Annotated in this window: 23 protein-coding genes; 15 read left to right on the top strand and 8 right to left on the bottom strand. The window is 57.5% G+C overall.

Annotated elements, in window-relative coordinates; translation table 11 throughout:
• Positions 1 to 2 precede the first annotated feature (2 nt).
• Positions 3 to 1,592 (bottom strand): MFS transporter, encoded by a 1,590-nt coding sequence (locus ACR0NM_RS19640; protein ID WP_480567469.1) that lies wholly within the window; start codon positions 1,590 to 1,592, stop codon positions 3 to 5.
• A 118-nt stretch (positions 1,593 to 1,710) separates the two neighbouring features.
• Positions 1,711 to 2,598, bottom strand: coding sequence for an AEC family transporter (locus ACR0NM_RS19635; RefSeq protein WP_170425102.1), 888 nt, complete (start codon positions 2,596 to 2,598; stop codon positions 1,711 to 1,713).
• Between the two features lie 218 nt (positions 2,599 to 2,816).
• Between ACR0NM_RS19635 and ACR0NM_RS19630 the strand changes: the two genes are divergently transcribed.
• On the top strand, positions 2,817 to 3,626 hold the full coding sequence (locus tag ACR0NM_RS19630; protein WP_170402416.1) for a division plane positioning ATPase MipZ: 810 nt from the start codon (positions 2,817 to 2,819) through the stop codon (positions 3,624 to 3,626).
• A gap of 46 nt (positions 3,627 to 3,672) precedes the next feature.
• On the opposite strand, the gene ACR0NM_RS19625 is transcribed toward ACR0NM_RS19630, so the two are convergent.
• Entirely contained in the window at positions 3,673 to 4,359 is a 687-nt protein-coding gene (locus ACR0NM_RS19625) for a GNAT family N-acetyltransferase (protein ID WP_480616283.1), read from the bottom strand.
• Positions 4,360 to 4,481: 122 nt separating this feature from the next.
• Here ACR0NM_RS19625 and ACR0NM_RS19620 point away from each other — a divergent pair, with 122 nt between their 5' ends.
• Positions 4,482 to 5,420, top strand: a complete 939-nt coding sequence (locus ACR0NM_RS19620; protein ID WP_255611813.1) for a hydrogen peroxide-inducible genes activator — start codon at positions 4,482 to 4,484, stop codon at positions 5,418 to 5,420.
• A 56-nt stretch (positions 5,421 to 5,476) separates the two neighbouring features.
• On the opposite strand, the gene ACR0NM_RS19615 is transcribed toward ACR0NM_RS19620, so the two are convergent.
• Positions 5,477 to 6,712 (bottom strand): adenylate/guanylate cyclase domain-containing protein, encoded by a 1,236-nt coding sequence (locus tag ACR0NM_RS19615; protein ID WP_170392675.1) that lies wholly within the window; start codon positions 6,710 to 6,712, stop codon positions 5,477 to 5,479.
• A 62-nt stretch (positions 6,713 to 6,774) separates the two neighbouring features.
• On the bottom strand, positions 6,775 to 7,227 hold the full coding sequence (locus tag ACR0NM_RS19610; RefSeq protein ID WP_170392676.1) for a MarR family winged helix-turn-helix transcriptional regulator: 453 nt from the start codon (positions 7,225 to 7,227) through the stop codon (positions 6,775 to 6,777).
• Positions 7,228 to 7,292: 65 nt separating this feature from the next.
• Between ACR0NM_RS19610 and ACR0NM_RS19605 the strand changes: the two genes are divergently transcribed.
• Positions 7,293 to 7,916, top strand: a complete 624-nt coding sequence (locus tag ACR0NM_RS19605; RefSeq protein ID WP_170392677.1) for a LysE family translocator — start codon at positions 7,293 to 7,295, stop codon at positions 7,914 to 7,916.
• 22 nt (positions 7,917 to 7,938) lie between these two features.
• Complete coding sequence (fahA, locus tag ACR0NM_RS19600; protein ID WP_170402420.1) at positions 7,939 to 9,198, top strand: fumarylacetoacetase; 1,260 nt, start codon at positions 7,939 to 7,941, stop codon at positions 9,196 to 9,198.
• Between the two features lie 20 nt (positions 9,199 to 9,218).
• On the opposite strand, the gene ACR0NM_RS19595 is transcribed toward fahA, so the two are convergent.
• Positions 9,219 to 9,782 carry a DUF2585 domain-containing protein gene (locus ACR0NM_RS19595; RefSeq protein WP_170402422.1) on the bottom strand — a complete coding sequence of 188 codons (564 nt, stop codon included), beginning with the start codon at positions 9,780 to 9,782 and terminating at the stop codon, positions 9,219 to 9,221.
• A gap of 52 nt (positions 9,783 to 9,834) precedes the next feature.
• Here ACR0NM_RS19595 and ACR0NM_RS19590 point away from each other — a divergent pair, with 52 nt between their 5' ends.
• From ACR0NM_RS19590 to ACR0NM_RS19565, 6 genes are all read left to right on the top strand, one after another.
• Entirely contained in the window at positions 9,835 to 10,785 is a 951-nt protein-coding gene (locus tag ACR0NM_RS19590) for an MBL fold metallo-hydrolase (protein WP_480616280.1), read from the top strand.
• 134 nt (positions 10,786 to 10,919) lie between these two features.
• Positions 10,920 to 12,530, top strand: coding sequence for an FAD-dependent oxidoreductase (locus ACR0NM_RS19585; RefSeq protein WP_480616278.1), 1,611 nt, complete (start codon positions 10,920 to 10,922; stop codon positions 12,528 to 12,530).
• Between the two features lie 5 nt (positions 12,531 to 12,535).
• Positions 12,536 to 12,733, top strand: a complete 198-nt coding sequence (locus ACR0NM_RS19580; protein WP_480616276.1) for a DUF2783 domain-containing protein — start codon at positions 12,536 to 12,538, stop codon at positions 12,731 to 12,733.
• Between the two features lie 4 nt (positions 12,734 to 12,737).
• On the top strand, positions 12,738 to 13,280 hold the full coding sequence (locus ACR0NM_RS19575) for a VOC family protein (RefSeq protein WP_170392683.1): 543 nt from the start codon (positions 12,738 to 12,740) through the stop codon (positions 13,278 to 13,280).
• Between the two features lie 7 nt (positions 13,281 to 13,287).
• A complete protein-coding gene (gene maiA, locus ACR0NM_RS19570) occupies positions 13,288 to 13,926 on the top strand; it encodes a maleylacetoacetate isomerase (RefSeq protein WP_170402426.1) in 639 nt (212 codons plus the stop codon).
• 88 nt (positions 13,927 to 14,014) lie between these two features.
• The gene (locus tag ACR0NM_RS19565; RefSeq protein WP_170802222.1) at positions 14,015 to 14,347 is read left to right on the top strand and encodes a DOPA 4,5-dioxygenase family protein; all 333 of its coding nucleotides are present in this window, start codon (positions 14,015 to 14,017) and stop codon (positions 14,345 to 14,347) included.
• On the opposite strand, the gene ACR0NM_RS19560 is transcribed toward ACR0NM_RS19565, so the two are convergent.
• Complete coding sequence (locus ACR0NM_RS19560; RefSeq protein WP_480616274.1) at positions 14,344 to 15,972, bottom strand: acyl-CoA synthetase; 1,629 nt, start codon at positions 15,970 to 15,972, stop codon at positions 14,344 to 14,346. The genes ACR0NM_RS19565 and ACR0NM_RS19560 overlap by 4 nt on opposite strands.
• A gap of 221 nt (positions 15,973 to 16,193) precedes the next feature.
• Between ACR0NM_RS19560 and ACR0NM_RS19555 the strand changes: the two genes are divergently transcribed.
• Both ACR0NM_RS19555 and ACR0NM_RS19550 read left to right on the top strand, forming a co-directional pair.
• Positions 16,194 to 17,585 (top strand): aminotransferase family protein, encoded by a 1,392-nt coding sequence (locus ACR0NM_RS19555; RefSeq protein WP_480616272.1) that lies wholly within the window; start codon positions 16,194 to 16,196, stop codon positions 17,583 to 17,585.
• A 241-nt stretch (positions 17,586 to 17,826) separates the two neighbouring features.
• Positions 17,827 to 18,252, top strand: coding sequence for a GFA family protein (locus tag ACR0NM_RS19550; RefSeq protein ID WP_223116959.1), 426 nt, complete (start codon positions 17,827 to 17,829; stop codon positions 18,250 to 18,252).
• A 170-nt stretch (positions 18,253 to 18,422) separates the two neighbouring features.
• Here the strand turns inward: ACR0NM_RS19550 and ACR0NM_RS19545 are convergent, their stop codons facing one another.
• Positions 18,423 to 18,983 (bottom strand): CHAP domain-containing protein, encoded by a 561-nt coding sequence (locus ACR0NM_RS19545; protein ID WP_170392689.1) that lies wholly within the window; start codon positions 18,981 to 18,983, stop codon positions 18,423 to 18,425.
• A 322-nt stretch (positions 18,984 to 19,305) separates the two neighbouring features.
• Here ACR0NM_RS19545 and ACR0NM_RS19540 point away from each other — a divergent pair, with 322 nt between their 5' ends.
• From ACR0NM_RS19540 to ACR0NM_RS19530, 3 genes are read left to right on the top strand one after another with little or no spacing between them, the layout of a single operon-like run.
• Complete coding sequence (locus ACR0NM_RS19540; protein ID WP_170402438.1) at positions 19,306 to 20,121, top strand: ABC transporter substrate-binding protein; 816 nt, start codon at positions 19,306 to 19,308, stop codon at positions 20,119 to 20,121.
• Position 20,122: 1 nt separating this feature from the next.
• Positions 20,123 to 20,956, top strand: a complete 834-nt coding sequence (locus tag ACR0NM_RS19535; RefSeq protein ID WP_010437538.1) for an amino acid ABC transporter permease — start codon at positions 20,123 to 20,125, stop codon at positions 20,954 to 20,956.
• Positions 20,956 to 21,687, top strand: a complete 732-nt coding sequence (locus ACR0NM_RS19530; RefSeq protein WP_170475686.1) for an amino acid ABC transporter ATP-binding protein — start codon at positions 20,956 to 20,958, stop codon at positions 21,685 to 21,687. The genes ACR0NM_RS19535 and ACR0NM_RS19530 overlap by 1 nt, the downstream gene beginning before the upstream one ends.
• The last annotated feature ends 89 nt before the right edge of the window (positions 21,688 to 21,776 follow it).

Here is a 21,776-nt window from a genome sequence, read left to right as displayed (position 1 = left end):
GATCAGTCCCTTGTCAGATCAACCGCGCTGTGCGGTGGAGGCACCGGGCCTCGCAGCATTACGGCAGCCAGGATCATCCCCAAAAGCGCAGCGATAGCGGCGACAAGCATGGCACTGTTAAATGCATCATCCTGCAGATCTCGCAAGGCGCGCGCCAACGCTTCGCCCGTGGTCGGATCAAGCGCCGCTATAAGCTGCTGCACCTGACTGGCGGTGCCATGTGTCAGTGCATGGGCCAGGTCGGCCCGTTGCTCGGACCCGGTGGGCAAGGCGTTGATCACTTCGGACAGGCCGCGTCGGGTAGTGATTGCTTCGGCCAGACCTCCAACCACGGCACCAAGGGTGGCACCAAAATAGAGGAACGCATTCACCACGCCCGAGCCCTGCCCCATATGTTCTTCCGGCAACAAGCGCAGCCCGAGACGCGGCAATAACGAAAAACCGATGCCAAGCCCGATCCCGATAATCACCAGCTTCCACCAAATCGCACCCATGCCTGTTGTGTTCGTCGTTGTCGTCAACAGCATGAACCCACAGGTCATGAACCCCATGCCCAGGATCACCGGCCATCGAAAACTGTAAGGTGCAAGAAAACGCGGAGCCACCACGGACACGACGAACATACTGAGGCTCAACGGCAGGATCGCCACCCCCGCCCCAACAGCGGACAGGCCAAACGCATCTGGCGATTGCACGAAGACGTTGAAATAGACGAAAAAGCTGAACAGCGCGAAGCCGGTAATGAACATCCCTGCCGCCGCCATGAAATAACGGGGGTGGCGGAAGTAGCGCAGCTCGATCAGAGGGTCCGCGCTGCGGCGCGAGGTGATGATCAGTGCAATCACCGCTACAGCCGACACGGCAAGCGGGATCAGGGTCGATCTTGTGGCCCATCCGTGGCTTTCCCCGTTGCTGAGCGCGAAGGATAGCGGGCCAAGCAGCAGGACCAATGCGACTGCACCCGCAAGATCGAACTTTGCGCCTGCAAGACGGGTGTCGGGGACGTAATGCTCTTTGCTGACCCGCAACCCGACCGCAAACGCCACGATCAGCAGCGCCAGATCGGTGGCAAACACGCCCCGCCAGCTGAGGTAATGCGCAAACGCGCCGCCAACGATCGGACCAACACCAATTGCCAGCCCGACGATCGCGCCCCAGGCACCGGTGACGCTGGCCCGTTGTTCCTCGGGCGTGGCGGCAGTCAGCAGCGAAAGCGAGGTGCCAAACAGCGCTGCCGCCCCGGCACCTTGGGCCCCGCGGCCTGCCAGCAACATGGCTGCATCCTGTGAAAACAACACAAGGGCCGAGCCAAGACCGAACACGATCATTCCGGCAAAGAAGACGCCCATCTTGCCGGTGATATCGCCAAGTCGGCTGACGATGGTGACGAGGGTCGCGCTAACCACTGTATAGATCGCCATCACCCATTGCAGGCTGGAAGGCGACAGATCGAACTCGGCCTTCAGATTTGGCAGGATCGTCGCAACGGCGGTTGTGTTGAAGCCAACAACCATCATGCACAGCGCGGTCATCACCAGAACCAGACGTGCCCCTCCCGCGCCGGATATGTCCTCAGTGACGTCTTTTGGCATCTGCCTGTCCCCCGTTCAGGAATAGCGCGCTGGCCCTTCGGGCACCGTGTTGTGCCTATTATTAAACGGTTTTTTGCTGATAGATACTGTTTTTAGCGCGCTGCGCGCCCAGCGCCTATTAGATCCAGTAGGACAGCGCCACTGGCAGCACCAGGATCGTGGACAGAGTCGAAACCAGAATGAACCCGGCCACATCGGGTCCGTATTCCGGCACATGCTGATCGATGAACAAATAGGTCGCGACAGAGGATGGCATCAAACAGCACAGGATCACCGCGCCCCGCTCAGCCCCGGTGAAGCCGAAGCTCCAGACCAACGCGCTGGCAATCACCGCAGCCATCAGCAGGTGCAGCGCTGTCAGCAAAACGGCTCGGCCAAGGCTTTTGATCCGCAGGGTCGCCAGCGTGTGGCCCAGCGTCAGCAACATCAGCGGGATTGAAAGACCGCCCAGAATATCAAAGGATTTGGCCACCGGTTGCGGCAGGCTGGTGCCCGTCGCCATCAACACCAGCGACAGTGCGACCGCGTAAATAATCGGCGAAGTCGCCAGTTTCTTGGGTGAGAACTCTCCGGCCGGAATCCACATGCCGATCGTGAAGATACTGATCAGCACAACCACCACAAATGCCATCGTATAGGCCATTCCCGCATCGCCCAGCGCCAAAAGGGTAATGGGCAGGCCGATATTGCCGACATTGCCATGCATCAGTGGCGTCAGAAATGCCCGCACCGGCAGCCGCATCAGTTTGAGCGCGACAAGCCCCAACAGCCCAAAACCTGCAATCGCCAAAGCGGCGGCCATCATGACATCAAGAAAGGTGCCGACCGCAATCTGGGTGGTTGAAAGGTGCGAGATAATCAGCGTCGGATACCCGACCCGCGAGACGATCCCGCCAATAACTTTGTTGTCATAGGGGGCCTTGATCAAAGCCAGAGCGTAACCGATTCCAGCGCAAATCAGGACAGGCAGAACCACGTTCAAAACGTTCAGAAACAGATGATCCAATGGCTGCCCTCGATCACAAATCCATAGGATGGACAGTGAAACAGGGGTGTGTGTTTGGCAAGGATTTACCCTAACCCCCAAGTACCAAGCACTTTTCCAATTTGAGGCTTGATAATAGCGCTCAAGACGGCCCGAGGTTCTTCCCTTCTCAGCTCACACAACATATAGTGGCTGCCAACAACGTGTAGGCAAACACGGCGGGACTTGGGAATACAGGCATGGCACATATCATTGTGGTCGGGAACGAAAAGGGCGGCGCAGGCAAATCAACCGTGTCGATGCATGTGGCCACCGCATTGGCACGGCTGGGGCACAAGGTCAGCACACTCGATCTTGACCTGCGGCAGCGCAGTCTGGGCCGGTATTTCGAGAACCGCTTGAACTTCCTGAACGGCTCGGACCTGTCTCTGCCCAGCCCACGCCACCACGACCTGCCCGAGATTGACGCCAGCGCTCTGCAACCCGGTGAAAACATCTATGACCACCGCCTTTCGGCCGCCGTGGCCGAACTGGAAAGCGATAGCGATTTCATCCTGATCGACTGCCCCGGTTCGCACACTCGACTCAGCCAGGTTGCACATTCGCTGGCCGATACACTGATTACACCGCTGAACGACAGTTTCATCGATTTTGACCTGCTGGCGCGGATCGATTCCAAAGGTGAGAGAATCCTTGGCCCCTCAGTCTATTCCGAGATGGTCTGGAATGCCCGCCAATTGCGCGCCCAAGCTGGGCTGAAACCGATCGACTGGGTCGTCGTCCGCAACCGGGTCGGCACCCAGCGCATGGTCAACAAGGAAAAGATGCAACGCGCGATCGAGATGCTGTCACAGCGCATCGGCTTCCGCGTCGCCTCGGGCTTTTCCGAGCGAGTGATTTTCCGCGAGTTGTTCCCGCGCGGACTGACTTTGCTGGACCTCAAGGATATCGGGGTCAAGCAATTAAACATCTCAAACATCGCCGCACGTCAGGAATTGCGCGACATGATGAAGGAACTGAGCTTGCCGGGTGTTGAGATCGACTTCTAGCCGCGTGGCAGCGCCTGCACAGCTAACCAAAGTAAATCCAAGTGCCTTAAGATGCTCTACGTAGCCGCTCAAGTGTAAGCCACTCTCCGTCGCGCGCAGAGTCAGTAAACGCACATTTCCGGAGAACAGCTTGAGATGCCAAGTTGTTTGCGTGCACAACCGCGATCACCCGGTAAACATTGGGGCGTTGGCGCAAGTATTCGTCACAGTACTGTGCGACGATCGAACTGGCGTACCCCTTGCCCCAATGCTTCTCACCCAACCAATAGCTGACTTCGGCGCTGCCCGATCCCTTTTCTAGCATACGAACCTGTCCGATTGCGTGCCCATCTTTCTCGATGGCCAACACCTGATGATGATCTTCGTAACCCAGTTCGATCAATTGGGCGGCATCGTCCGCACTGATTGGGCCTGGATAGACCTCCGGCAGATAGCGCCACAGGCGCTCAGAGGAAAGCATCGCCGCATACTCTGCCGAGTCCTTCAGATCCCATGCACGGAAGTGGAATGGCCGGGGATTCGGACGCCCAAATGTGCCCAGGATGTCATCCTCACATTCCAGTGGGACCCAGCCTATTTGAATCGGGTCGTAAGCGACCTCGACACCGTTCGACTGACACCATTTGACTTCACGTTCGGAAAGAACGCCCTGCGACCTCAATCTGCGCAGATCAACTGATCTCGAATGCCCGCAGGAGTGTTCAGATCGAATAGATTTGTTTTGAATGTTCATGACGTCCTCCGAGCGAACACACCAACACCAAGTGCTCTGAAACAAGAGACTGCGCCAATTGTTGGATATTCCAACAAAATAGGATAGCCTATTATTCAACAATATTTGATTGGAAAAACCTATTGATCGACATCCAGCTGACATTGAAACAACTGTCCTATTTCCGTACGCTGGCCGACACTGGCCACTACAGGAAAGCCGCCGAGCGTATCGGCATTAGCCAGCCTTCCCTTAGCCTGCAGATTGCCAATTTGGAATCTGTGCTTTGTCTGAACCTCGTCGAACGAGGCCGCGCCGGAGCGATGCTGACGCCTGAAGGACGAGAAATTCTTGAGCAAACCCGAAGCATACTATCTGATGTGATGGCCCTACAAGAAACACACAATCGGATGAAATCCGAACTTTCAGGAAGTTTTCGCCTTGGCTCATCCCCAACGCTGGGGCCCTATCTGTTGCCGCGCGTTTTTCTGCATTTGCATCAGAACCATCCGGATCTGAGATTGATCGTGCGTGACGGCCCCCCCTCAGAACTGCTGCAAGAACTGCTGAGCGGAATGCACGACGTTATTCTGACGCAACTGCCGGTGAAATCGGCCGATGTTTTTGTTCAGCGATTACTGCGAGAGCCTCTTCATCTGGCTGTGGCCCTCAGCCATCCGCTGGCAAAAAAGGAATACGTAGAAGACGAAGATCTAAAGGGGGAAAACGTTTTGGTCCTGTCGCGGCGCTTCACCCTCCACAGCCAGATCGAAAACCTGACCAAGGAGGTCGGCGCAAATCTGCTGTATGACTATGAAGGCACCAGTTTGGATGCCATTCGTCAGATGACCGCTATGAATATCGGAATCTCATTCCTTCCATCACTTTATGTGGCGTCCGAAGTGCCCAAATTTGGCGGGGACGTGGCACTTGTGCCCTATAGGCCCGGCCGCCTGAATAGGTCGATTGGCCTTGTCTGGCGCGCCTCCAGTGGCCACCATCGCGCATTCAGCTTTATCTCAGACGCCATTCGCAGCGTTGCCAAGACAGATTATTCTGGATTGGTCAGCGTTGAAAAATAGTGGTGTTGACCTCTGGCCTTAAGCTACCGCATTAAGCAGCTGTACAATGGCCAGACCTAGCCAGCCGTTCTGTAGATCGTAAACAACTCTTTTGGCTCTGCCACGCCCCGCAACATATAGCGACCGACCGAGATCAGATCCTGATCGCAGGGATGGGCAGCGCGGGCTACATCGTCGGAAATCAGGATCCGCTGCCCCAGTGACCGATGCATCCCCGCAATTCTGGACGTCTGGTTGACCGCCGGACCAATGACGGTGAAATCCAGCCGACTTTCGGAGCCGATGTTTCCATAGAGGATCTCACCAGAGTGCAATGCCAGCGTATAGTTCGAAACCGGTTGACCCCGTGAACTCCGCTGAGTGTTCAATTCGGCCATACGCTCTTGCAGCATGGTCGCTGCAGCCAGCGCGGCGCGGGCATCGGCATCGATCTCGCCGACATCAAACATCGCCATGACACCGTCGCCCATGAACTTCAGGATGTTGCCTTCGCATTGATGAACAACATCGACCACCACACCCAGGTAGTCATTCAGCATATCTATAACTTCGATCCCTGGCATCTCTTCTGACAGGCTGGTGAACCCTTCTAGATCGAAGTTCCAGATCACCGCATCGATCTGCTGCAGTGACCCGCGACGGATTTCACCGGACAAGACCCGACGACCGGCATCGCGCCCCAGATAAACCCGCATCAAATCTTTCGACACCCGCGCGTTCGAGGCTGACTTCAGAGCCAGCCCCAGATGCGGTAACGCCGTATTGATCACGTCCAGATCATCGTCGCAGAATCCTTCCGGCGCATTGCTGGACCAGGACATCAAGACGCCGTCGATTGCCTCTTTCGCATCATAAGGGTTGCGTTGAGCCGGCACATCAAAGCTGATGCCAGTCGCGTAATAGTCCGTGGCTCCGTTTTCCCGCAACTCGTTTAGCAGAGGAAAGCGGCTGGGTTCGTTCTGGTCGACCAGCCGTTCACGGATAGCATCGATATCTTCGTGCAATACGGCGTACAGCGGACTTTGTGTCCAAACTTCACTGGGCTCTTCGGAATACTCGAAGGTTTCCAGATTACTTCCTTTGCTGCGGTACCAGCTATAGCCCGTTCCGCCATAGACGGGATGCAAGGCCGGTTGCGCCGCATGAAAGCGCATCAAGGGCACACCAAGATCAACTAAACGGGTGCAATACCCGTCCAGAAGTTCTTGTTTGTCGGCCCCTTCCAGGCCGCGGGTCACCAACCAATCTATCAGATCATGGGATTTTGCCGTTGGGGAATCCGGCGCTGTCATGTGTCGTTCCTGTGTCCGTTATGACGTTGATCTGGGGGCAGCTGTACCGGATTACCAGTACCCTAATCCATTCCGGCCAGACGTCGCAGCATCATGCGCAGCAAGGCGGCCTCACCCGTGGTGAAACGCGATGCCAGTTTCTGATCATAATCCTGTGCGATACCGCTTAACTCGCGATAAACCTTCTGGCCAGCCGAGGTCAGCGATAGCCGCTCAACCCGCCGGTCATTTTCATCCCGCAGCCTTTGCAAATATCGGCGCTGTTGCAATCGGCTGACCGCACGGCTGACCTTGGTTTTGTGGATTTTGGCACGCTCAACAATGTCGCGTGCGGTCATCTCACCATGATTGCCCAGATGAAACAGCACCCGCCATTCGGTGCGCAGCATTCCGTAGCGATCCTTGTAAACGCGCTGAAACTCAAGCGAACTTTCCTCGGCCGCCTGATTCAACAGGAACGGAAGGAAATTTCGCAAATCAAACTCATCTTTTTGGTCATTTTTAGGCTGGGTCATCCTTGTTAGTTACAAAATCAACTATTATTCGACAAGTGACAAGTTGAAGGATCACCGGAGACGAGATGAGTTTTGATATCTGGATCACCTATGTGGCGACGGTGTTGCTGCTGATGAGCACACCGGGGCCAAGCCAGTTGCTGATGCTGTCGAACTCGGCAACCAATGGGCTGCGGCGAGGTTTTTTTACCGCTGCGGGTGATTTGACGGCCAATTTCTTTCAAATGTTGGCCGCCGGTCTGGGTCTGGCTGCCCTGATCGCCACGTCCGGGACGGCCTTTACCGTGATCAAGTGGTTGGGCGTGGCCTATTTGGTCTATCTCGGCGTCAAGCAAATCGTGAAGGCACGTGTTGCCGAAACCAACGATGCGCCACGTGCCAGCCGCAAGGCGCTCTGGATGCAGGGCTTCATCACCTCTGCCGCGAATCCCAAGGCGGTGGTGTTCTTCGCCGCTTTGTTTCCGCTGTTCATCGATGGCGCGCTGCCTTTCTGGCCGCAATTCGCCATCCTCTCGGCCACATATCTGATCATAGACGGGTTGTTTCTGATGGCCTATGGCTCCACTGCCAGTTGGCTGGCCCGGCGACTGCAGGGGCCGGCAAGGCTTTGGCTCGACCGGATCGGTGGCAGCTTCATGATATTGGCGGCAGTCCTGCTGGGCTTCAAATCCCTGCGCGCCGCCTCGTAACCGAAAGACATAAGGACGCAATATGCCTTTGAAGAAATCCTGGGTCGCATCGGCCAATTCCGCCGACCACCCCTTCCCGCTGAACAACCTGCCTTATGGCGTGTTCTCGACCGAAACCACCGAGCCCCGCTGCGGCGTTGCCATCGGCGACATGATCTTCGACGTGACTGCTGCCGAAGCTGATGGATTAATCGCGCTGTCGGATGAGCCGCTGTTCGATCTGCCCTTCTGGAATCCGCTGATGGAAGAAGGCCCTGCCGTATGGGCTGCATTGCGCGACCGCCTATCTAAGCTATTGGCTGAAGATTCGGACGAACAGCACAAGATCGAAGGTCTGCTGATCCCGCAGGACGAGGCCGAGATGCACATGCCCTTTGCCGTCAGCGAGTACACCGATTTCTACGCGGGCCGCCACCATGCCCAGAACGTGGGCACCATGTTCCGCGGCCCGGAAAACGCGTTGCCGCCGAACTGGCTGCACATCCCCATCGGCTATAACGGCCGCGCGTCGTCTGTTGTCGTTTCAGGCACGGATATCCGTCGCCCCTGGGGTCAATTGAAATCGCCCGATCAGGAGCTGCCTGCTTTCCTGCCCAGCCGCCGCTTTGACATCGAGCTTGAGATGGGCGCTATCGTCGGCACACCCTCGGATGGGCCGATCACGGTGCAGGAAGCCGATGACAACATCTTTGGCTATGTCCTGCTAAACGACTGGTCCGCGCGTGATATTCAGGCCTGGGAATACCAGCCGCTGGGGCCATTTCAGGCCAAGGCGACCGCGACCTCGATCAGCCCCTGGATCGTGACCAAAGCGGCGCTGGAACCGTTCCGCTGCGATACGCCCGACCGTGAGTTCGCCCTGCTGGACCACCTGAAGGATTGCGGCCCGATGCTCTATGACATCGATCTATCCGTAACGATGGCGCCCGAGAATAAAGACGCCACGACCATCGCACGAACCAATTATCGCGAGATGTATTACTCGGCGGCGCAGCAGTTGGCGCATCACTCGACGTCTGGGTGTCCGATGAACACGGGCGACCTGTTGGGGTCCGGCACCATTTCGGGGCCGAACAAGCCAGAGCGCGGATCACTTCTGGAACTCAGCTGGGGCGGGAAAGAGCCACTGACGCTGGACACAGGCGAGACCCGCACCTTCATCGAAAACGGCGACACGCTGACCCTGACCGGCGCAGCCAAGGGCGACGGCTATACCATCGGGTTCGGCGATTGCACCGGCACCGTGCTGCCCGCACTCGAAAATCCATTCGCCAGAGATTGATGCAGGTCCAGCCCGCATATTCAGAGCGCGCTCTGCCAGTCCTTAACGGCCTCGATGGGATAAAGCAGCATCAGCACGTTCAGCGTCAGACCATCGCGGATCAGCGTGGTGGTCAGGATCTCGAATCCCAGCGCAATGGTGACCGTCATCCAGATCGGCAGGCGACGCGCCAACCAGAACCCCAGCATCATCGCGCCAATATCGGCGATCGAGTTGACGACACTGTCGCCGTAGTAATCCAGCGAGATCGTGACCGCGCGGTAATGTTCGATCACGGCATTGGTGTTCTCGGAAATCTCCCACGCGACTTCTATCAAGGTGGCGATGAACAACCGCCAGCCAACGGCAAGGCGGCGCGCCACCAGCCACAGAAGACCGTAAAACAGAAAGCCATGAATGATGTGGCTGGGCGTGTACCAATCGGTCAGATGCTGCGAGCTTTCGGAACTGAAGGTTTCACCATGCCACAGCTTGACATAACCGCATTTGCAAATCGGTTCGCGGCCCATCCACAGCAGGATGATGGCGCAGGCAATGACAACACAAGCGGTTGCCCAATAGGGCAAAAATCGACGCTCAAACATATGGCGACAACATCATCAAAGCCAGTCGCTGTCCAGAAGGGAAATCACTGATATGACCAAGGCATTTGCGTCCCAGGGGGACATGTCGGAAAAGAAAATCAGCTTCACCGAGGTGGGCGAAGGGCTCTATGCCTTCACCGCCGAAGGCGACCCGAATTCGGGCGTGATCATCGGCGATGACAGCGTGATGATTGTCGAGGCACAGGCGACCCCGCGTCTGGCCAACAAGGTGATCGAATGCGTGCGGTCGGTGACTGACAAGCCGATCAACCATGTGGCGCTGACCCATTACCACGCAGTACGCGTGCTGGGCGCGAGCGCCTTTGGTGCGCAACAGATCCTGATGTCGGATATGGCGCGCGCCATGGTGGTTGAACGCGGTCAGGAAGACTGGGACAGCGAATTCCAACGCTTCCCGCGTCTCTTTGAAGGACACGAAAGCATCCCCGGCCTCACATGGCCCACCACCACCTTCAGCGACACAATGACGGTTTATCTGGGCAAGCGCCGGATCGACTTGATGCATCTGGGCCGCGCCCATACGGCAGGTGATATCGTCATCCATGTGCCCGATCAGAACGTTATGTTCACCGGTGACATCGTCGAATACCACTCGGCCTGCTATTGCGGCGACGGGCATTTCAGCGACTGGGGCGACACTCTGGACGAAATCAAGTGGTTCGACGTAGACGCTATCGCGCCGGGGCGCGGCGACGCTCTGGTCGGTAAAGACATGGTCAACGCGGCCATCGAAAACACCCGCGATTTCGTAGAAAGCACCTACCGACCGGCCGCCAAGGTTGCGGCGCGCGGCGGCAGTCTGAAAGAAGCATGGGACGCCGTGCGCGCAGAATGCGACCCAAAATTCGCCGACTATGCGATCTACGAACACTGCCTGCCCTTCAATGTTGCCCGCGCCTATGACGAGGCCCGCGGCATCGACACGCCCCGTATCTGGACCGCCCAGCGCGATCTGGAGATGTGGGAGGCCCTTCAGGGCTAAGAATTCCGGGCCGGATTTGATCCAGATCGTGGCGGCCCGGATTTGACGGTGAAACTCTAACGCAAGACCTCCGGCGCAACTGTGCCGGGGAACAGATGGGGTGCGCCCGATGCGCCAGAAATGGGAGAGAGAGAGTGAACAAGATTTTTGAAGTTCCACTTTATGCCTACGAGGCCAGCCCGGATCAATCCGCGCCAGCGCCCGTGCGCCACAAGGTCATCGTCGTTGGGGCCGGTCCGGTGGGTCTGGCCGCCGCCATCGATCTGGCCCAGCAAGGGGTTGAGGTGCTGGTGCTGGACGACAACGACAAGGTCAGCTTTGGCAGCCGCGCCATCTGTTTTGCCAAGCGCCCGCTGGAAATCCTCGACCGTCTGGGCTGCGGGCAGCCGATGGTGGACAAGGGCGTTCTTTGGAACAAGGGCAAAGTGTTCTTCGACGAACGTCAGGTTTACGAATTCGACCTGCAGCCCGACAGCGGCGATCAGCGCCCGGCCTTCATCAACCTGCAGCAATACTATTTCGAGCAGTTTCTGGTCGACCGCGTCCGCGAATTGCAAGCGCAGGGTGCACCGATCGAAATCCGCGGCCGCAACAAGGTCGAAGCCGTTGGAACCCACCCCGATCACGTCAAGCTTGAGGTCGAAACGCCTGAGGGTTCATACACCATCGAGGCGGATTGGGTCATCGCCTGCGACGGCGCGGGCTCACCCATGCGCGCCATGATGGGTAAGGATTTTGTGGGCCGCGTGTTCGAAGACAACTTCCTGATCGCTGATGTGATTATGGAGGCCGATTTCCCCTCGGAACGCTGGTTCTGGTTCGATCCGCCGTTCAACAAAGGCCAATCTGCGTTGCTACATAAACAACCCGATGGCGTCTGGCGCATCGATCTGCAACTGGGATGGGATATCGACAAGGAACGCGAAAAGCGCCCGGAAAACGTGATCCCGCGCCTCAAGGCCATGCTGGGCGAGGAGGTAAATTTCGAGCTGGAATGGGTCAGCATCTACACCTTCCAGTGCCGCCGGATGGAGCAATTCCGCCATGGCCGCGTGCTCTTTGCCGGTGACAGTGCCCATCAGGTCAGCCCGTTTGGCGCACGGGGCGCAAACTCGGGCGTGCAGGATACCGACAACCTGTGCTGGAAACTGAAACTGGTGATTGACGGCAAAGCGCCTGAGTCGCTGCTGGACAGCTACGATCAGGAACGCATTCACGGTGCGGACGAAAACATCCTGAACTCGACCCGCTCGACCGATTTCATCACCCCGAAATCGCAGATGTCCCGCATCCTGCGCGACGCGGTGCTGGACTTGAGCGAGCACTATGACTTCGCCCGCCCGATGGTGAATTCTGGCCGCTTGAGCGTACCTTGCGTCTATGACGGCTCGTCGCTGAATTCGGCGGATGCGTTGAACGGGCCGACGCAGACGCGTCCCGGAGCGTCCTGTCCGGATGCGCCTTTGGGTGATGGCTTTCTACTGCCTAAACTGGCTGGACAGTTCACGCTGCTGACCATCGACGCCGATGCACCAGATGAGATCGAGGTCGATGGCATCATCGTCAAACGCCTGGCACTCTCGGTCAAAGACGACCCGACCCTAACGCTGAAGCGCCGCTATTTAGGCGATGCCAGCGGAGCGGTTTATCTGATCCGTCCCGATCAGCACGTGGCCGCCCGCCGCGACACCTACGAAGAAAATGCATTCCGGCACGCGGTGCGCCGCGCCACAGGCAAGGAGTAAGCGACATGGCTGATCTGATCCTCTCATCCAATCTGACCCAGGCAGACGATTTCTATGCCGATCTGGTGGCCGCCCATGAAGGGCTTGAGAAAGCCGAAAGCGATGCGTTCAACGCGCGCCTTGTGCTGGTTCTGGCAAACCACATCGGCGACAACGCGGTGCTGAAGCAGGCGTTGGTCGCCGCAGCCCTGAAACAGGAGTAAGCCCATGAAAATCGAACAGATTCACCACGTCGCCTATCGCTGCAAGGACGCGAAAGAGACCGTTGAATGGTACGGCAAGATGCTGAACATGGATTTCATTCTGGCGATTGCCGAAGATCATGTGCCCTCCACCCATGAACCTGATCCCTACATGCACCTGTTTCTGGATGCCGGAAATGGCAATGTGCTGGCGTTTTTTGAGCTGCCTACCAAGCCGGAAATGGGGCGCGATCCCAACACGCCGATTTGGGTGCAGCACATCGCATTCAAGGTGAAGGACCGTGATGAGCTGATCGCATTCAAGGACCATCTCGAAGCCAACGGCGTCGAGGTTCTGGGTGTCACGGATCATTCGATCTTTCATTCGATCTATTTCTTCGATCCGAACGGTCACCGGGTGGAACTGGCTTGCCCCGACCCCGAGGAAGAGGCCATGCTGGCCCGGCTGGATTCGGTCAAATGGGATATGCTCGAAGAATGGTCGCGCACCAAACGAGCCCCTCAGCATGCCGACTGGCTGCATGCCAAGGAACTAAGCAAAGGCTAACCATCGTATGTCCGAAGTGGTTCTGTTTGATTACTGGCGTTCGTCCGCCAGTTACCGGGTGCGGATTGCACTGAATCTGGCTGGGATCACCTACCGCCCGGTCGTCGTGGATCTGGTGAACGGGGCGCATCGCGCCCCGGATCATTTGGACCGCAACCCGCAAGGTCTGGTCCCGGTGCTGGATATCGATGGGGTTCGGTTGACCCAATCGCTGGCCATCATCGATTATCTGGATGAGACCCGCGAACTGGGTCTGCTGCCAACCGATCCGGCCAAGCGAGCTGCTGCGCGGGCATTGGCGCACAGTATCGCGGTGGATATCCATCCGGTCTGCAATCTGTCGGTTGCCAAACATGCCACCGCGCTCACCCAAGGTGCAGGCGACATGCCCGGCGACTGGATGCGTCACTTCATCCGGCCGGGTCTGCTCGCGTTTGAATCGCTGCTGGGCGGCTTTGATCAATCCCCGTTCTGCACCGGTGAAACGCCGGGTCTGGCCGATATCTGCCTGATCCCACAGCTTTATAATGCGCGCCGGTGGGAAGTTGATCTATCCGATATGCCACGCCTGACAGCAGTCGAGGCCGTCTGCGCCGAGCATTCGGCCTTTGCCGCAGCCCATCCTGACCTGCACGCTCCGCTCTGAACCGGCGCACAGAGTCTGTGTGGCGGTGCGGGTGCACAAATCCTCGCGCCGTCCTTAGGTTTCTATGCAACGACAGATGGAGAACCCCATGCCCAAGATCACCGGCTACCACGCCCATGTCTATTTCGACGCCGACACTCAGGACACGGCACGGCAGGTCTGTGAAGAGGCCGCGCGTCTGTTTCCCGCTGTCCAGATGGGCCACATGCATGCGCGCAATGTTGGCCCGCATCCGCGATGGAGTTGCCAGCTGGGCTTTCCAGCCGAAGCCTTTGATCAGGTCTTTCCCTGGCTGATCCTGAACCGGCAAGGGCTGACCATTTTCACCCATCCAGAAACCGGCGATCACGTGGCTGATCACCGGGATCGCGCTATCTGGATGGGCGAGATGCTGCCACTTGATCTGTCGATCTTCGATTAAGCCAATTCACGCGCCCGGTCGCGCAGGATGAACTTCTGAATCTTCCCCGTCGACGTCTTGGGCAACGCCCCAAACACAACCGTCTTGGGTGCTTTGAAATGGGCCATATGATCCCGGCAGAAAGCGATGATCTCCGCCTCATTCGCCTCTGCCTGCGGTTTCAATTCAACAAATGCACACGGCGTTTCACCCCATTTCTCATCCGGGCGGGCCACCACCGCCGCCTCCATCACGGCCGGGTGTTTATAAAGCGTGTCTTCGACCTCAACGGATGAGATATTCTCGCCGCCCGAGATGATGATGTCCTTGGACCGATCCTTCAGCGCGATATAGCCATCCGGATGCATCACGCCCAGATCGCCCGAGGCAAACCACCCGCCCTTGAAGGCTTTGTCTGTCGCCTCGGCGTTCTTGAGATAGCCCTTCATGACAATGTTGCCCTGCATGAATATCTCACCCATGGTTTCGCCATCCGAAGGAACAGGCTCCATGGTTTCAGGGTCTGCGACCATCAAGCCAGACAATGCCACGTATTTCACACCCTGACGCACCTTGAGCGCGGCGCGGTCTTCTGCACCCTTGTCGTTCCATTCGTCCTTCCACGCGCAGACGACGGATGGACCATAAGTCTCGGTCAACCCATAGACATGGGTCACCTCGACACCCATCCCTTCCATCGCTTCGATCACCTTGGCCGGCGGTGGAGCGCCAGCGGTCATCGCCTTAATCTGCTGCGTGAAATCCTTGAGGTGATCCGGTGCATTGGCCAGCATGTTCAGCACGATCGGCGCGCCGCAGAAATGAGTTACGCCCTCTTCTCGGAAGGCGCGATAGATCGGTTCGTCCCGTACGGCGCGCAGGCAGACGGAGGTGCCCGCATTGGCCGCCATCGTCCACGGGAAACACCAGCCGTTGCAGTGGAACATCGGCAAGGTCCACAGATAGACCGAATGCTGCGGCATCCCCCATGTCAGAATGTTCGACGTTGCATTCAGCGCCGCGCCGCGGTGGTGATAGACTACACCTTTGGGGTTGCCGGTGGTGCCCGAAGTATAGTTCAGCGTGATCGCATCCCATTCATCTGCGGGCAAAGACCAGTCGAACTCTGGATCACCCTCGGCCAGCAGACCCTCATAGGTCAGATCTCCCAATCGCTCGCCACCGTCAAAACTGGCGTCTTCGATGTCGATCACCAGAATGTTGTGATCCACCTGCGCTAACGCCTGTTTCACGACGCCTGAAAACTCGGGATCGACCAGCAGAACCTTGGCTTCGGCATGGTTCAGAATGAAGGCGATGATCGGCGCATCTAGCCTCGTGTTGATCGCGTTCAGCACCGCCCCTGCCATGGGCGCGCCAAAATGCGCCTCATACAGCTCGGGGATATTGGCTGCGATGATCGAGACTGTATCCCCCACGCCTACGCCACGCGTAGTCAGCGCGCTGGCCAGACGTCGGCTCCGCGCATAGGTTTCTGCCCAGCTATACCGGCGCTCGCAATACACAACGGATGGGTAATCCGGATACACTGCCGCCGTCCGCTCAAGATAGCTCAGCGGAGACAACGGCGTGAAATTCGCCGGGGTTTTATCCAGATGTTGCTGGTAGATAGGTGTGGCTGTCATCCGGCGATCCTCCCAAACTCGTCAGATTGTCGTATTGAGCACAAAGTTTACGTCATAACAAACCCGTATTAATACGCGTTTGAGCTACACTGGAGATATCCTATGGGCTAATCTGGCCCTACTTCACGCGCACCATTCGCGTTGATCTGCAGTATCACGTCACTTTGTGCCCGCCGGGACCTACTGATTCCCCGCGCGCCCCACTTTTGAAAGGACATGTCATGGACGGCACGTTCAACGAAAACGATCTTTCCCGCGTCGTCGAAGCCGACCGCGCCCACCTCTGGCATCACCTGATCCAGCACAAGCCGTTTGAGACCAACGATCCCCGTATCATTGTCGAAGGCAAAGGCATGCGCGTGTGGGACCAAAAGGGCAAAGAGCACCTGGATGCCGTATCAGGCGGTGTCTGGACCGTGAACGTGGGCTATGGCCGCGAATCTATCTGTAAGGCGGTTTATGACCAGCTGATGAAGCTGTGCTACTTCGCCAACACCGCAGGCTCGATCCCCGGTTCGAATTTCGCGGAAATGCTGATCGACAAGATGCCGGGCATGAGCCGCGTGTACTACACCAATTCAGGTTCTGAGGCGAACGAGAAGGCGTTCAAGATGATCCGCCAGATCGCGCACAAGAAATATGGCGGCAAGAAAACCAAGATCCTGTATCGCGACCGCGACTATCACGGCTCCACCCTGGCGACCATGTCGGCAGGTGGTCAGGACGAGCGCACCGCACAATACGGTCCCTTTGCACCCGATTTCGTGCGCGTGCCTCACTGCATGGAGTACCGCAAGCACGAGCTGGACGGCGCACCGGAAGAGAACTTTGGCGAATGGGCTGCAGATCAGATCGAAGAGGTCATCCTGCGCGAAGGCCCCGACACCGTTGGCGCCCTGTGCCTTGAGCCCGTGACCGCAGGCGGTGGCGTCATCGAAGCGCCTGAAGGCTATTGGCCCCGCGTGCAGGAGATCTGCAAGAAATACGACATCCTGCTGCACATTGACGAGGTTGTCTGCGGCGTAGGTCGGACCGGCACGTGGTTCGGCTATCAGCAGTACGGCATCAAGCCGGACTTCGTGACCATGGCCAAGGGCGTTGCCTCGGGTTATGCCGCGATCGCCTGCATGGTCACCACCGAGGAAGTCTTTGACATGTTCAAAGACGACGCGGCAGACCCGATGAACTATTTCCGTGATATCTCGACCTTTGGCGGCTGCACTGCCGGTCCGGCGGCAGCGGTTGAAAACATGCGCATCATTCAGGATGAAAACCTGCTGCAGAACTGCGTCGACATGGGTGATCGCATGATGGGCAACCTGCAGGCGCTGATGGAAAAGCACAAAGTCATCGGCGACGTGCGCGGCAAGGGTCTGTTCCTTGGCGCCGAGCTAGTAACCGATCGGTCCACCAAGGATCCGATGGACGAAAAGCGCGTTCAGGCCGTTGTCGCAGATTGTATGGCGCAGGGCGTCATCATCGGTGCCACCAACCGCTCAATCCCCAGCCGCAACAACACGCTGTGCTTCTCACCGGCGCTGATCGCGACAGCGGACGACATCGATCAGATCACCGACGCCGTAGACGGCGCGCTGGGGCGTGTGTTCGGCTGATATAGGCAACGAACTACCATTGAACCACATGAAACCCGCCAAATTTCGGCGGGTTTCTTTTCATGAGGACATCAGCCAAGCGTATGAGCTGATGCCAAAGATACTCAATTTTCATTCAAATGGCGGGAAAGAGTCCAAATTGGCCCTGAGCGCCGACGTTTTCTGCTGATGAAACGTCCCAAAATATCCATCTCAAAACTTACCTGCGTCCTATGTTTCAGGAGGTTGGGAGGGAAATCGAATGGCGACGCACGGGTATTGTCTGTGTAAAAGAACGAGCTGGGCCTACCAGGGCAGTCAAACATGGGCATGCTATTGCCACTGCGATGATTGCCGTCGGAATTGTGCCGCGCCGGTGGTTGCCTGGTTAGGCGTGCCGATAGAGAACTTTGAGTGGACCGGCGATAAACCCGGCACTTATGAAAGTTCCAAAGGCGTTTTCAGGCACTTTTGCGGGACGTGCGGATCACCTATTGGATTTGAAGCCGATCATTATCCTGGTGGTATGCACCTTTACGCAGCGTCGCTCGAAAACCCGGAAGATTTCAAACCGACTTTTCACGTCAACAAGCAAAGCAAATTGCCTTGGCTGCAAATGACTGATGATCTCGACGCGTTTGAAGGCACATTGCTACACACCCCTAACGACCCAGACGGATATCGTTAGATGAGGAAGCCACCTGGTTTTCAAGTGGCTGCTTTGCGCTGCCCTGCAGTCATTGATCATGTGTCAATGTAAACATACCCGCCACCGAACACACGCGCCCGGATGTCAGCGGCACGTCGGACGCTCGGTTTCACCGTACCAGCTATCGGCGGGGGCGCGGAGAGCTTAGATTACTCACCAAAATTCGGATAGATAAACCCGTTCACCGGGTACGAACTGCCGTAACTGCCCGGCCGGCTTTCAACCCGAACAAGCGTCCAATCATTGTTTTTGGACACGTCCCTCACGCCCATCTGCAACGACACCTTATTCCGGAGCCAGTTTGCGTGGTTCACAATGACTTCCCGCTCGGTGACAATATCGGATACGACAGCCACATGTCCCAGGGGCATCCCTCTGGTGGCCCGAAACGACATCACCGCACCGACCTCCGGTTCATTACCCCGGTCAAACCCATTGCGAGCCTTGCCCCACCAATCCTTGGCGTTGCCACGAATTTCGATGCCGCTGAGGTTGCGTGCGTAGGGCACGCACCACACCCTTTGTCCCAGCGCATGTTTTCTTGAGACCTCTTGCAACGCCATGGCCTGACGTTCGGGATCCAAGTCCACCTCATTCGGATTCTTAGCACAGGCCGAGATCAGACTGAAAAGTCCCAAAACAACGGCAATTCGCGCGACGCCGGGCAGGCGCGACCAGATCGTATCGGTATTGCGTGCGTTGTACTGCAAGAAGGTTCTTTGCCGGTTTGAGTGGTGAAGCAGTTTTAATAATATCTTTAAGAAAAAGAAAAGAGCCCAACTGTTCTCCGGCAGAATATTGCCAGTTCCTGCGCCGCATTCCGACCGTTGGCCGAGCGTGCGGTCACTTATGCAACAGGTTTCCTCACTGTGCCGTCCCTGGGATTCCTGGCAGGCGAAGAGACCGGCACAATGTCATCGGACACATGAACGCCAACCCGTCCTGCAGGTCGACGATCAAGCATCCGCTGGACAGTCGGGTTAGGCAGAATTACTTTGACCGCAACCCAATCCAACAGGAGGTTTGTATCGGATGTCCAAGACACTCTCGATCGCGGCAACTTCAATTCTGTTTTTGTCAACAGCGGCCTATGCGCAAGAACAATGCGCTGCTGGCAAAACGCTGACAGACGGCAAATTCACCATCGCAACGGGCAACCCGGCCTACTATCCGTGGGTGATCGATGACGCGCCAGAAAGCGGCGAAGGGTTCGAGGCAGCCGTTGCTTATGCCGTGGCTGAAGAAATGGGGTTCGCAGCTGATGATGTCGTTTGGGTCCGCTCGTCCTTCGACGAGGCGATCCAACCCGGCGCCAAGGAATTTGACGTCAACATGCAGCAATACTCGATCACGCCCGAACGGGATCAGGTGGTTGATTTCTCTACCCCTTACTACACCGCCCCGATGGCAGTTCTGGTCAGCCCCAATTCGACCGACACAGCCCCGACGCTTGAAGCGCTGAAAGGCCTGCAATGGGGGGCCGTTGGCTCGACCACGGCGGTGCCAAAACTGGCCAGCATCATCCAACCTGACAGTGATCCGCTGCTTTATGGTGACAATGCTGACGTTAACGCCGCCATGTCGGCCAACCAGATCGATGCGGCCCTGTTCGACCTGCCCACCGCCCTGTTCCTGAGCGCAGTGATGATCGAAGGCTCAAAGGTCATCGGTCAGTTCCCGGCGGATGAAAATGACAATCCGGATCATTTCGGCATGCTGATGGAAGAAGGCAACCCTCTGAAAGCCTGCGTGGACGAGGCGCTGGCGGCACTGGCAGCTAACGGCAAACTGGCCGAAATCGAAGCCGTATGGCTGCAGGACACCACTGGTGTCCCTCTGATCAAATAACATGGCAGATCATAAGGCGGCGGGGATGACCCGCCGCGAACGGTATGAGGCGCACCAACGACGCAGGTCGTTGGTGATCGCCACGATTAGCACGGTCACTGTTGTGGCCGCGATCTACTTTCTGGTGCCGCTCGCGCCGGGCTGGTCGAAGGTTCAGCAGAGCTTTTTTAACGGCGAGACGCTTGTCAAAACCTTCCCGAAACTGCTTGAGGCGTTTCGGATCAACGTGATGATCTTTTTGTGGTCCGCACCGGCGATCGCCGTGCTTGGCCTGTTGATTGCCTTGGCGCGGGATGCCAAATCGCCCGCCCTGTTTCCGCTGCGCATCTTTGGCGCGGCGTTCACCGACATTTTCCGCGGCGTGCCTGTGATCCTGACGGTCTATCTGATCGGCTTCGGTATTCCGGGGCTGGGCCTGCCGCGCCCGTGGAATTCACCTTATATCTGGGGTTCGCTGGCGCTGATCCTGACCTATTCGGCCTATGTGGCTGAAATCTTCCGCTCGGGCATCGACAGCGTCCACCACAGCCAGCGCGCCGCCGCATTATCGCTGGGTTTGTCGGAACGGCAGGTGATGCGCGACGTGGTGTTGCCGCAGGCGATCCGCAACGTGGTGCCCTCACAGATGAACATGCTGATTGCGCTGCAAAAGGATGTCTCTCTGCTCAGCTTCATCGGCCCGGTCGAAATCTTCCGTCAGGCCGGAGTGTTCAAGTCGCTGCTGGCGAATTTCACTCCCTATGTGGGCGCGGCGATCATCTTCCTGATCGTCACCATCCCCGCCACACGCTACGCCGATCACCTGATGGCCCGCCAAATGCGAGAGAGGCGCTGATGCCCAAACTGGAACTTCAGGGCGTGGTGAAACGCTTTGGCGACCGCACGGTCTGTGACGGGATTAATCTCACCGTTGATGAGGGCCAAATGGTTTGCTTGATCGGCGCATCCGGGTCGGGCAAGTCGACTCTGCTGCGTTGTATCAACCTGCTGGAACCCATCGAAGACGGCGCGATCTTTCTGGATGGCGAGGATATCTCAATCCCCGGTCTGAACCCGCAATCGGTGCGTGCCCGGATCGGGATCGTGTTCCAGAGCTTCAACCTGTTTCCGCATATGACCGCGCTTGAGAATGTCATGCTCGCGCCCCGCCGGGTGCGTGGGCTGACGCGCGCTGAATTGCAGCCCGAGGTCGAAGCGCTGTTTGCCCGGTTCGGACTGGCCGACCGGATGCACAACTATCCCGACCAATTGTCGGGCGGGCAGCAGCAGCGCGTCGCCATCGTACGCGCCTTGGCCATGCAGCCCGAGGTCATGCTGTTTGATGAAATCACCTCGGCCCTCGATCCCCAACTTGTGGGCGAGGTGCTGGATGTTCTGCTGATGCTCAAGAAACAGGGCATGACGATGATGATGGCCACGCATGAAATGGGCTTTGCCCGCGAGGCCGCCGACAAGATCTGTTTCCTCGACAGCGGTCGGATCATCGAAGAAGGCCCGCCCGAAGCGGTGTTTGACCACCCTTCGCACCAGACCACACAAGCCTTTTTGGCGCGGGCGTTGAAGTAAGCGCCTGGGTTCTGAATCCCTGACAATCTGACCCTCAAGGACTCGACTCTTTGAGGGTCAAGAACATATAAGAACAAATGTAGAACATT

The organism is Ruegeria sp. AF2, assembly GCF_056542025.1.
This window is presented reverse-complemented; position numbering and strand designations above follow the sequence as displayed.